General features: G+C 70.2%; 9 protein-coding genes. All 9 read left to right on the top strand.

Features of this window, described 5'->3' with window-relative positions:
- Positions 1-34 precede the first annotated feature (34 nt).
- The 9 genes from EOW65_RS03110 (at position 35) to EOW65_RS03150 (ending at position 12,328) form a co-directional block, all read left to right on the top strand.
- Positions 35-1,549 (top strand): sugar ABC transporter ATP-binding protein, encoded by a 1,515-nt coding sequence (locus tag EOW65_RS03110; RefSeq protein ID WP_128147549.1) that lies wholly within the window; start codon positions 35-37, stop codon positions 1,547-1,549.
- A complete protein-coding gene (locus tag EOW65_RS03115) occupies positions 1,546-2,550 on the top strand; it encodes an ABC transporter permease (protein ID WP_128147550.1) in 1,005 nt (334 codons plus the stop codon). Before EOW65_RS03110 ends, EOW65_RS03115 begins: the two co-directional genes overlap by 4 nt.
- Entirely contained in the window at positions 2,547-3,563 is a 1,017-nt protein-coding gene (locus EOW65_RS03120; protein ID WP_128147551.1) for an ABC transporter permease, read from the top strand. The genes EOW65_RS03115 and EOW65_RS03120 overlap by 4 nt, the downstream gene beginning before the upstream one ends.
- Positions 3,553-5,109: an FGGY-family carbohydrate kinase gene (locus EOW65_RS03125; protein ID WP_164879971.1), complete on the top strand. Its 1,557-nt coding sequence runs from the start codon at positions 3,553-3,555 to the stop codon at positions 5,107-5,109. The genes EOW65_RS03120 and EOW65_RS03125 overlap by 11 nt, the downstream gene beginning before the upstream one ends.
- A gap of 101 nt (positions 5,110-5,210) precedes the next feature.
- Positions 5,211-6,989 carry a thiamine pyrophosphate-binding protein gene (locus EOW65_RS03130; protein WP_128147553.1) on the top strand — a complete coding sequence of 593 codons (1,779 nt, stop codon included), beginning with the start codon at positions 5,211-5,213 and terminating at the stop codon, positions 6,987-6,989.
- A 105-nt stretch (positions 6,990-7,094) separates the two neighbouring features.
- Positions 7,095-7,700, top strand: coding sequence for a glutathione binding-like protein (locus EOW65_RS03135; RefSeq protein ID WP_128147554.1), 606 nt, complete (start codon positions 7,095-7,097; stop codon positions 7,698-7,700).
- Positions 7,701-7,843: 143 nt separating this feature from the next.
- Entirely contained in the window at positions 7,844-10,387 is a 2,544-nt protein-coding gene (locus EOW65_RS03140) for a putative PEP-binding protein (protein WP_128147555.1), read from the top strand.
- Positions 10,388-10,610: 223 nt separating this feature from the next.
- On the top strand, positions 10,611-11,303 hold the full coding sequence (locus EOW65_RS03145; protein ID WP_128147556.1) for a cell wall hydrolase: 693 nt from the start codon (positions 10,611-10,613) through the stop codon (positions 11,301-11,303).
- 95 nt (positions 11,304-11,398) lie between these two features.
- Positions 11,399-12,328 carry a dihydroneopterin aldolase gene (locus EOW65_RS03150; protein ID WP_128147557.1) on the top strand — a complete coding sequence of 310 codons (930 nt, stop codon included), beginning with the start codon at positions 11,399-11,401 and terminating at the stop codon, positions 12,326-12,328.
- The last annotated feature ends 13 nt before the right edge of the window (positions 12,329-12,341 follow it).

Raw genomic sequence — 12,341 nt, forward strand, 5'->3', positions numbered from 1 at the left:
GCGGCCCGCAAACGCAACATGAGGAACTGAAGCCATGGCAACGCCCGTTCTGACGGCGTCCGATGTGTCGAAGCGGTTCGGCCCGGTGCAGGCCCTGCGCGGCGTGGATTTCCACGTCGGGCCGGGCGAGGTGCACGCCCTGCTCGGCATCAACGGCGCGGGAAAATCCACCTTCATCAAGATCCTCTCGGGGATCATCCAGAAAGACGGCGGCACGCTGACCGTCGCCGGCCGCGAGGTGCATTTCCGCACCCCCGAGGACGCGATCCGCGCCGGCATCGCGACGGTGCAGCAGCACCCCGAGCTCGTGGCCGACATGAGCGGGCTCGACAATATCTTCCTCGGCCGCGAGACCGCCGGGCGCGGCCTTTTCGCCCGCATCGACCGCGCCGGGCTCGAGGCCCGGGCCGAGGCGCTGCTGGCGCGCTTTGCCGTGCCGCTCGACCTGCGTCAGGAGGTCGGACAGATGTCCGCGGTCGAGCGCGAGGCGGTGGCGATCCTGCAGGCGCTCGCCGTCGACGGCATCCGCGTGCTGATCCTCGACGAGCCGACCTCGACGCTCACCGAGGTCGAGCGCGAGGACCTCTTCGCGCTGATGAATCAGCTCAAGACCCGCGGCATCTCGATCATCTACATCACCCACCAGCTGGAAGAGGTCTTTGCCATCGCCGACAGCTTCTCGGTGTTCCGTGCCGGCACCTGCGTGGCGCGGATGAGCGTCGCCGAGGCGCGCGAAAGCCGGGTGTCGCTGGCCGAGCTGATGCTGGGCGAGGCGGTGGGGGACGTGTTCCCGCCGAAGGCCGGGGCGCCCGCGGGCGAGGCTCTGCTCGAGCTCGAGGGGCTGGGCCGGCCGCATGAATTCACCGACATCACCTTGCAGGCCCGGCGCGGCGAGATCCTCGGCATCTTCGGGCTGGTGGGCTCGGGCTGCGACGAGCTGTCGAAGACGATCTTCGGCGCGCTGCCGGCCGCGCGCGGCACGATCCGCGTGCATGGCCGCGAGGTGGCGCTGCGCTCGCCGCGCGCGGCCCTCGATGCCGGGATCTTCCTCGTGCCGGGCGACCGGCGCAGCGAGGGGCTGGCGCTGAGCCGGCCGGCGCTGTTCAACGTGCCGCTCGCCAACCTGCGCCGCGCCTCGGGCGGGTTCTGGGCACTGCGCCGCGGAAGGCTGCGCCGCGATGCGCAGGAGCTGACACGCCAGGTGGCGCTGCATCCGCCAAGCCTGACCACGCCCGCAAGCGGCTTCTCGGGCGGCAACCAGCAGAAGATCGTGCTGGCGAAGGGGCTCTACAGCCAGGCCGACATCTACATCTTCGTCGAGCCCACGGTCGGCGTCGACATCGGCGCGCGGGCGAAGATCTATGCGCAGATGCGTGCGCTCGCCCGGACCGCCGCGGTGGTGGTGATCTCGAGCGACTGCGACGAGGTGCACGGCGTCGCCGACCGCACCGTGGCGCTGCACAAGGGGCGTCTGGTGGCGCCGGCGGCACGCGGCTTCAGCCGCGACGACCTGCTGATGGCGGGGATCATGGGGGAGGTTGCGGCATGAGCCGGTTGAACGATCATTTCCGCGGCGCGGCCCGGGTTCTGGGCTTTGTCGCGCTGGTGCTGGGGGTGGGCGCGGTCTTCGCGCTGATCGAGCCGCGCTTTCTGAGCCACGCCAGCCTGAACGGCATCGCCCGGCACATGGCGGCGAACGGGCTTGCCGCGCTTGGCCTCACCTTCGTGGTGATCGTGCGCAAGTTCGATCTGTCGATCGCCGGCATCGCGGCCTTTGCGGCGATGTCGATGGGGGCGCTGATCGCCGCCGGTCTGCCGCTCTGGGCGGCGATCATGGGCGGGCTGGCGCTCGGTGCGGTGCTGGGCGCCGTCTCTGGCATCGCGATCAGCTATTTCGAGCTGCCCGACATCGTCACCACCATCGCCGTCGGCTCGATCTGCGGCGGGCTGGCGTTCCTCTACACGGGCGGGCGCTCGATCTTCCAGAACTTCTTCCAGAGCGGCATCACCGACCTCAACGATGCCCGGCTGCTGGGGCTTGGCGTGTCGCTGTGGATCCTGCTCGCCGTCTATGCCGCGGCCTGGTTCGTGATGAGCCGCACCCGCACCGGCATGGCCTTCTATGCCACCGGCGAGAACCCGATTGCGGCGCATTTCTCGGGTATCGCGACGCGGCGCTTCGTGGCGCTCGCCTATGTGCTGTGCGCGCTGTGCACGGTTCTGGCGGTGCTGCTGATCCTCGCGGAATCGGGCAATGCCGAGACCAACAAGGGCGCGAACCTGATGATGCCGGCCTATGCCGGGGTGTTCCTCGGTGCCGCGGTGATGGGCGGGACCTCGGTCGTCGCCACCTTCGGGGGGATACTGCTGATCACCATGCTGCTCGACGGCTTCGCGCTGATGGGGGTGCCCTACTACTACAGCGACGGGGTCGTCAGCCTGATCCTTCTGGGCGGCGTGATCGCCTTTTCGGACAGCCTGCGTGAGTGGATCACCGGGCTTGGCCTGCTGCGCCCGCGCGCGGCGCGGAAATCGGAGAACAGGGCATGACCATGACCTATATCGACAAGACGACCCGCCCGGGCGGCACCCTGCGCCGGCGCATGGCGCGGCTGACCACCGATCTGTGGCTGCCGGCGGCGGTGGTGGTGCTGACCCTCGCGGTGGCAAGCGTGCGGCCGCAGATCCTCGATGCCGGCAATATCGCGGCGGTGCTGAAATCCTTCTCGGTGATGGCGGTGATGGTGCTGGGCCTGACCTGGGTGATCGCCGCGGGCAAGATCGACGTCAGCTTCATGCAGGTCGCGGCGCTCGCCAACATGCTCTGCGCCTGGAGCCTGGCGCAGGGCTGGGGCTGGGGCGCGGCGATCGGTGCGGCGCTGGCGGCGGGCCTCGTCGTCGGCGTGGTGAACGGGCTTCTCGTCTCGGCGATGCGGCTGCCGGCGCTGATCGTCACGATCTCGACCGCGGGGATCTGCGCCTCGATCGCGGCGGCGCTTGGCAAGGGCACGGTGATCCGGATCGAGGCGCCGGGGCCGCTGGCGCCGCTGCTCGATCCGGTGCTGGGCGGCGCGGTGCCGCCGGTGGTGGTGCCCGTCCTGCTGATCGCGGCGCTGGCCTGGTTCGTGCAGGAGCGGCTGGCGATGGGGCGCTATATCTACGCCATGGCGCAGAACGAGGCCGCGGTGCGCAGCGTCGGCGTGCCGGTGGTGGGGCTTGGCGTGCTGCTTTTCGCGCTGTCGGGGGTGAGTGCCGCCGCCGCGGGTGTGCTGCTCGCCGAGCATCTCGCCTCGGGGCAGCCGATGATCGGCGGGCCCTATCTGATCAACGGGCTCACCGTGGTGCTGCTTGGCGGCATGATGGTGCGCGTCGGCAAGCCGAACATCCTTGGCACGCTCACCGCGACGCTCTTCATCGGGGTGCTGTTCAGCGGCACGGCGCTGCTTGGCCTGCCTGACTACCAGCGCCAGATCATCCAGGGGGCGCTGCTGCTGATCGGGCTCGCGGTTGCGACGCTGGCCGCGCGCCACCACGGGGCAGGAGGGCATGCCGATGGCGCGTGACATCACCATCGGGCTCGATTGCGGCACGGGCGGCGCGCGGGCGCTGGTGTGCGACGCGGCGGGGCAGGTGCTTGCCATGGCAACGCGCGACTACCCAACCCATTACCCGCGCCCGGGCTGGGCGACGCAGGCGCCAGTGGACTGGTGGCGCGCGGCCTGCGGCGCGATCCGCGAGGCGGTCGAGCGCGCCCGGATCGACCCCGCCCGCATCGCCGCGATCTGTGCCGACGGCACCTCGAGCACGCTGGTCGCGCTTGATGCCGATCTCGAGCCGGTGGCGGAGGCGATCCTGTGGATGGACAACCGCGCCTCGCCGCAGGCGCACCGGATCGAGGCGACGGGCCATGCCGCGCTGCGCCGCTCGCGCGCCGGGGTCAGCGCCGAGACCGCGCTGCCGAAGATCCTGTGGCTGCGCGAAGAGGCGCCCGAGCGGTTCGCCCGCACCCGCTGGTTCGTCGAGATGGCCGATTATCTGGCGCTGAAGCTGTCGGGCCGGCTCACGCTCGGGCAGAACCTGACGATCAACCGCTGGTTCTATGACCCGCGCGCCGGCGGCTGGCCCGAGGATTTCCTGAGCGCGATCGGGCTTCAGGGCATCACCGCGCGGTTCCCCGCCGAGATGCCCGCGCTCGGCGATCCGATCGGGCCGCTTTGCGCTGCGGCCGCGGCCGAGACTGGCCTTCCCGCGGATGTGCTGGTGGTGGCGGGCGGCACCGACGCCTATGTCGCGATGGTCGGGCTCAACACCCTGCGCCCGGGCGAGACCGCCCTCATCACCGGCACCTCGCATCTGGTGCTGCCGGTGGTGGCCGAGGATGTCGAGACCGAGGGCCTCTTCGGCCCGCATCCCGATTGCGTCACCCGCGGCCGCTTCGTGATGGAGGGTGGGCAGGTCTCGTCGGGGGCGATCCTGCGCTGGTGGCATGACCTTCTGCACGAGGCGGGCGACGGCTATGGGCCGTTGCTGGCCGAGGCCGAGGCGGCGCCGGCAGGGGCGAACGGGCTCGTGGTGCTCGACTTCTGGCAGGGCAATCGCAACCCCTTCACCGATTACGACCTGCAAGGCGCGATCTGGGGGCTGACGCTCAAGCATTCGCGCGCCGATGTGACGCGGGCGCTGATGGAGGCGGTGGCGCTTGGCACCGCGAACATCCTCGGCCGGCTGAGTGCCAGGGGCCTTGCCGTCGACAGCATGACGCTGGCGGGCGGAGCGCTGCGCTCGCCCTTCTGGGTGCAGATGCACGCCGACGCCACCGGCACGCCGCTGCGCATCCCCGAGGTGGGCGACGCCACCGCCTTCGGGGCCGCGATCTCGGCGGCGGTGGGGGCGGGGCTGCATCCCACGCTCGAGACGGCGGCGGAGCGGATGGTGCGCATCCGCGACGAGGTGCACCCGGACCCCGAACGCACCGTGCAGTTCCGCGCGCAGCTTGACCTTTACCTTGAAACCCATGCCGCGCTGCGGCCGCTGATGCACCGGATGGCGGCGCGCAGCCGGGCCAGCCCCGCGCCGGTGGCGGCGCCCCCGGCCGCCGTGCCCGCCTGATCCCGGGCCGACCACACACCACTCACGACCTTGCCTCCTGCCGGCTGCGGCGCGCCCTGCGCCGCGGCACGGCCCAACGATGCCTGACGAAAGGAAAGATCATGGCTCATATCGGTGACCTCATTGCGGAAACGCTGGCGCAATACGGGGTCGAGTATGTCTACGGCATGCCCGGCGGGCAGACCACGGCGCTGCACGACGGGATCTCGCGCCGCACCGACCGCATCCGCCACATCCTGATGCGCGACGAACGCAACGCCGCCTATGCTGCCGACGCCTATGCGCGGCTGACCGGCAAGCCCGGGATCTGCGACGTCACCGTGGGCCCCGGCGCCAACCTCTTGCCCGCGGGCTTCCTCGAGGCGCTGAACGCCTCGATCCCGATGATCGGCATCATCGGCGAGCTGCCGCTCGACTGGCTGCCGCTGAAGGAGAAGGGCATCGCGAGCCAGGGCTTCGACCAGCTCTCCTTCTTCAAGACCTGCACCAAGGAGGCGTTCCTCGTCCCCTCGGTCACCGCGCTGCCCGAGCTGATCCGCACCGCCTTCCGCATCGCCACCGCGCCGCGGCCGGGGCCGGTCGCGCTGATCATCCCGCATGACATCTTCGATGCCGAATGGGACGAGGAGGTGCTGAAGATCCGCGTCGACGACCGCGCCCGGCAGATCCCCTATCTGCGCAGCTGCGCCCCGCATGGCGAGATCGCCCGCGCCGCGGCGCTGATCCGGCGCGCGAAGCGGCCGGCCCTCGTGTGCGGCGGCGGCGTGCACGGATCCGAGGCGACGGCCGAGGTGACCGCCTTCGCCGACCGGCTCGACGGGCTGGTCGTCACCTCGCTCTCGGGCAAGGGCTCGGTCCCCGAGACCCGCGACTATGCGGCGGGGGTGCTGAACCCGCTCGGCTCGAAGGCGGCGATCGATCTCGTCCGCGAGGCCGATCTGGTGATCTGGTGCGGCTCCAAGGTCAGCCAGAACACCGGCATGAACTGGTCGCTGCCGCTGCCCGAGCAGGCGACGATCACCATCGACGCCGACCCGCTGGAACATGGCCGTACCTTCCGCCCGACGGTGGCTCTGCTCGGCGATGTGCGCGAGACGATGGCGGCGATCGACGCGGCGCTCGTCGAGATCCCGGCCCATCCCGAATGGCGCGCCCGCATCGCCGAGGTGAAGGCCGCCTGCGACGCCGACAAGCGCGCCGAGATCGAGAGCGACCGGATGCCGATCCAGCCGCCGCGGGTGATGGACGAGATCGCGCGCCGGCTGGGCGCAGAGGATATCGTGGTCTCGGATGCCTCGTTCTCGGCGGGCTGGATCTCGGGCTATATCCCGGCGAAGCGGGCGGGGCGGCAGTTCCTGTTCGCGCGCGGGCAGGGCGGGCTTGGCTATTCGGTGCCCGCGGCGATCGGCGCGGCGGCGGTGCGGCCCGATGCGCGCATCGTCACGGTGGCGGGCGACGGCGCCTTTTCCTACACGGTGGGCGAGCTTGCGACGCAGGCGCAATACGGCCAGCGGATCGTCAACGTGGTCATCAACAACGGCAAGCTCGGCTGGATCCAGCTGTGGCAGGAGCTCTACTTCAACAACGTGCAATCGGCGGTGCTGGAAACGCAAAGCGTGAAGCCGGGCTATGCCGGGGCGGCGGCGGCGCTTGGCCTGCTGGGGATCTATGTCGAGACCCCCGACGAGATCGGCCCGGCGCTGGATCGCGCCTTCGCCCATGACGGCCCCTCGGTGGTCGAGATCCGCATCGACGACCGCGCGACGCCGATCCACTCGTTCAAGCGGCGCCTGCGCGAGAAGTCGGACACGCCCTTCCCGCGGCCGGGCACCGTCTACAAGCTGCGTGACTGGAAGGTCTCGCCCGACCTTGCCGAGTGACGCAAGGACATTCACCGCCCCCGGAGCGCACCGGGGGCGGTTGCCGTTGCCGTGGGGCGCGAGCCTGCTAGATCGGGAGCACGACCTGTTTTCCGAGGATGGACGATGAAACTCTACTACAAGCCCGGCGCCTGTTCGCTCGCCTCCCATATCGTGCTGTGCGAGATGGGCGTGCCGTTCGAGACCGAGATGGTCGACCTGAAGGGCAAGGTGACCGCCGGCGGGCGCAATTACCTCGAGATCAACCCGCGCGGCGCGGTGCCGGCGCTCGAGCTCGACGATGGCACGGTGCTGACCCAGAACGCGGCGATCCTGCCCTATCTCGGCGATCTGTCGCAGATTGCCGCGCTGAAACCCGCCTGCGGCACGATCGCGCGGGCGCGGCTGCACGAGGCGCTCGGCTTCTGCTCGGACCTGCACGCGGCGGTGGGCGGGCTGTTCGCCCCGAACATGTCCGAGGAGACCCGGGCGATGGTGATGACGCGGGTGAGCCGTCGTCTGGGCGAGCTCGAGGCGATGATGCCGGCGGGCGAGGGCTATTGGCTCGGCCCCGATTTCACCCAGGCCGACGCCTATGTCGCCACCATCCTCGGCTGGGGGCTGGCGCTGAAGCTCGACCTGTCGGCCTGCCCGAAGGCGCTCGCTCTGCGCGCGCGGGTGATGGCGCGGCCGGCCGCACAGGCGGCGCTGCGCGCCGAGGGGCTGATCTGAGCCCGCGCCCGTCCGGGCGACCGGGCGGGCTTTTCCAGGCTCTGGCTGACGTGGCGGCACCGACGTTGCGTCCGTTACCTGATCGTCGCACTTGCACGGGGCGCGTTTCCGCATATCCTGCGGGGGACCGGGGGATTGCTGCAATGCAGAAACATGCGAATTTCGCTGAATTTGTCGAACTGACGCCCTCGGCGCAGGTCAGTGTCGCGCGCCATGGCTGGCGGGCGAAGTGCCTGCAACGCCTGATCCGGCTTGATCTGCCGGTGCCGCAGACCGTGGCGCTGCCCTCGGAGACGGTGCGCGCGATCGTCGCCGGGCAATTGCCTGACACCGAGAAACTGGCTGCGGTCTTCGGGCCGGATTTCCTCGTCTCGGTGCGCTCGAGCCCGGAAAACCCCGAGTGGGGCGGCCCGGGGACGGTGCTGAACGTCGGCATGAACGATGCCATGCACGCGCGGCTGACCGACAGCCACGGGCGCGAGGCGGCCGACGCGCTCTATCTGCGCTTCGTGCAGAATTACGCGACCCATGTCGCGCGGCTCGATCCCGACATGTTCCATGACGAGCCGGGGCCGGGGGCGCTCAGCTCGGCACTGGCGACCTATCGCGCCGAGACCGACGAGGACTTCCCGCAATCGCCCGCGCGGCAGCTCGGCGAGGTGCTGCGCTCGATGGCGCGGGCCTGGGAGGGGACGACGGCGCGGCTCCTGCGGCAGGCGAAGGGCGCGCCGCTCGAGGCGGCGTTGGGCCTTCTGGTGCAGCGCATGGCGCTTGGCATCGGGCCGGGGCTGTCGGGCTCGGGCACGATGCAATTCGCCGATGGCGTCACCGGCGCGCGCCGCATCACCGGCCGCTTCCGCGGCCAGAGCCAGGGCCGCAAGGCCTCGGTCGAGACGCTTTACCTCACCCGCGACCCGCGCGGCGCCTCGCTCGAGGAGGCCTCGCCCGAGGTCTTCGCCGAGCTGCAGGGCTATGGCCTCGCCTGCCGGGCGAAGCTGCGCGAGGAGATGCAGATCGAATTCGCGGTCGAGGGCGGGCGGGTCTCGGTGATCGACGCGGTGCGGGTGGTGCGCTCGGCGCGGGCGGCGGTGAAGATCGCCGTGGCGCTCTCCCAGGACGGCATCATCAGCCGTGAGGAGGCGCTGCTTCGGGTCGAGCCGCGGGCGCTGTCGGAGCTCCTGCACTATCAGGTCGACCCGCGCGGGGCGCGCGACCGCTTTGCCCGCGGTATCGCGGCAAGCCCCGGTGCTGCCACCGGCCGCATCGTCTTCACCGCCGCCGCCGCCCAGGCCTCGGCGGCGCGCGACGAGCCCTGCATCCTGGTGCGCCGCGAGACCGCGCCCGAGGACATCCGTGGCATGCACGCGGCCGTCGCCGTGCTGACCGAGCGCGGCGGCATGACCAGCCATGCCGCGGTGATCGCGCGCGGCCTCGGGCTGCCCTGCATCGCGGGCTGCGCAGACATTTCGATTGACACCCGCGAAAGGGTGATGCGCGCGCCCGGCGGCCGGATCTTCCGCGAAGGCGACGTGATTACCGTTGACGGCACCAATGGCGAGGTGCTGGCAGGCGCGGCCGAGATGCTGGAGCCGGCGCTTGACGACGGCTTCCGCACGCTGCTGCACTGGGCCGACAATGTGCGCGACATCGGCGTGCGGGCGAATGCCGACACGCCCGAGGATGCCCGCACCGCGCGCATGTTCGAGGCCGAGGGCATCGGCCTTGCCCGCACCGAACACATGTTCTTCGACGAGGATCGCCTGACGCTGATGCGCGAGATGATCTTTGCCGACACGCCGAATGACCGGCGCATCGCGCTGGAACGGCTGCTGCCGATGCAGCGCGCCGACTTCATCACGCTCTTCGACATCATGGCGGGCCAGCCGGTCTGCATCCGCCTCTTCGACCCGCCGCTGCACGAGTTCCTGCCGCATGACCGCGAGGGGATGCGCGAGCTGGCCGAGGCGCTCGACCGGCCGCTGAGCGAGGTCACGCGGCGCTGCGAGGCGCTGTCCGAATTCAACCCGATGCTCGGCATGCGCGGCGTGCGCCTTGGTGTGACCGTGCCCGAGATCTACGATATGCAGGCCCGCGCGATCTTCGAGGCGGCGGTCGAGGCCAGCCGGCGCGGCGCCCAGGTGGTGCCCGAGGTGATGATCCCGCTGGTGTCCGCCGCGCGCGAGGTCGAGATCGTCAAGACCCGGATCGACGCGGTGGCGGCGGCCGTGCGCACCGAGATGAAGGCCGAGTTCACCTATCGCCTCGGCGTGATGGTGGAGACGCCGCGCGCCGCGCTGCGGGCGGGCGAGATCGCCGAGCACGCGCATTTCCTGTCCTTTGGCACCAACGACCTGACGCAGATGACCTATGGCCTGTCGCGCGACGACGCCGGGCGCTTCATGTCGACCTATGTCAACCAGGGGGTCTTTGCCGAGGACCCGTTCCACATTCTCGACGTCGAGGGGGTGGGGGAACTGCTGCTGATCGGTGCCGCGCGGGGTAAGGGAGCGCGCCCAGACGTGACGATTTCGGTCTGCGGCGAGCATGGCGGCAACCCCGAATCGATCGCCTTCTGCCGTGCTGCGGGCTTCGATTACGTCTCTTGTTCGCCCTTTCGGGTGCCGGTTGCGCGTCTTGCTGCCGCACATTTCGCCCTTCTTGCGCCGAAGCATCGCCCGGGGCCCTGATCTTGCGTTTTGGCGCTGATTTCACTGGCGTTTCGTCTGGCGCGGGACTACTCACAGAAAAGTGGCTCGGGGGTGATTCGGGCCGCCAATCAGCGGAATTCCGCCGTGAAGGCGGAAGCAAGTGCTTGTTTTTAAATCGGTAGGTAGACGCGGCGCACCCTTGTGGGTTATGAGCGCCGGGTCCTGACGTTTGTCGGGGCGACGTCCTTATCGGAAGATACACATGTCAGTGCTGAAAAGCTGGACGGGTGGAGCCCTGCTCCTCCTTGCCCTCGCCGGAGGCTTGCGTGCCGAAGTTACGGTAAGCCAGTCAAATGACCCCATCGGGACTGTGCAGCCCGGCTTCGCCCCGTCGAGCCTTGTCGCGCTTCTGTCCCGGGAACGCAGCGGGTTCGATTCGGTTCCGGCGAGCCGGATCACGGCAATCACCACCGCGCCGCGGCCGAAGGCCGGGGAAGCCCCCGGGGTCCTCACCGAGGACTGGATCGCTGCCCAGCCGGTGCCTGCCGGCGGTGACCAGCAGTTCCAGTGCCTCACCAGCGCCCTCTATCACGAGGCCCGCGGCGAAAGCGTCGAAGGCCAGCAGGCGGTGGCCGAGGTGATCCTCAACCGTGTCGACGACGGCCGGTTTCCCCAGACCATCTGCGGTGTCGTGCATCAGCGCAGCGGCGGCAGTTGCCAGTTCAGCTGGGCCTGTGACGGCCGTTCGGATGCGGTGCGCCGCGACGCGACCTACGAGCAGGTCGCCAAGGTCGCGCGGGCGATGTTGGACGGGATGCCGCGCAGCCTGACCGACGGCGCGACTTTCTTCCACGCCCGCAGCGTCCGCCCGAGCTGGTCGAACCGCTTCGTCAATACCGCGTCGATCGGCGCACATCTGTTCTATCGCCGGCCGATCCAGACTGCCTCGAACTGAGGTGGGGTCGTTTCAGGCCTGAAGAATGACGTTTCGGGGTGGGCCTTTGCCTGCCCCGTTTCTATAACGGCGGGGCGTGACTGCACAGGACGCCGATGACACCCGATCCCACCTCCGACACCTCGCTGGCCTTCGCCCATCCCGAAGAGCGGGCGATTGCCTCCGCCTCGGCCGATCCGCGCGACCGGATCTCGTTGCGCGACCATGTGGTCACCGCCGATATCGGCGCCTTCCAGCAGGAGCGCGGCCACGGCCAGCGGCTGCGTTTCAACGTCGTCGTCGAGGTGCGCCCGGCACCGGCGCCGCTCGATGACGACGTCGACCGCATCCTCAGCTATGACCGGATCACCGAGGCGATTGCGGCCGAGCTGGCAGCGGAGCGGCTGAACCTGCTCGAGACGCTGGCCGAGCGCGTGGCCGAACGCATCCTGGCCGAACCGCAGGCGATGCGCGTCTTCGTCCGGATCGAAAAGCTCGACCGCGGCCCGGGGGCGCTTGGCGTCGAGATCGTGCGCTCGCGCGCCTCGGTGCCGGTTGCGGCGCATGACGGGCAGGGGGCCGAGGCGCTGCACCCGGTGGTGGCCTATCTGACGAATGCCGCGATCGCGGCGCCCGACCTTGCCGCGCGGCTCGACCGGCTGGCGGCCTCGGGCGCGCCGGTGATCCTGGCCGTCGGTCTGCCGGACACCCCGGTGCCCGAGACCGGGCAGCGCCCGACGCAGCGCCGCATCGACCTTCTGGCGATCGAGCAGAACGCCTGGCGGCTCGCTGCGCGCGACCGGCGCTGCATGGTCGTCGCCACCCGCACCGAGATCGACTGGGCGATGCGCAACGGCGAGATGGTGGTCTGGGCGCCCTCGAAGATCGTGCTCGATGCGGTCGACGGCCCGAAGGGGCCGGCGCGCGACGCGGTGGCGCTGGCGCTGTGGCTGGCCGAGCAGAGCGCGGCGCTGCGGCTGGAACTTCACGGGGATGTTTCAGCCCCGGCAGGAAGCCGCGTGCCGGTTGTCCGGGTGCCGGTCTGACGGCTTGCCAAGC

Origin of the sequence: Paenirhodobacter ferrireducens, assembly GCF_004022265.1 — a bacterium.
GTDB lineage: Bacteria > Pseudomonadota > Alphaproteobacteria > Rhodobacterales > Rhodobacteraceae > Rhodobacter > Rhodobacter ferrireducens.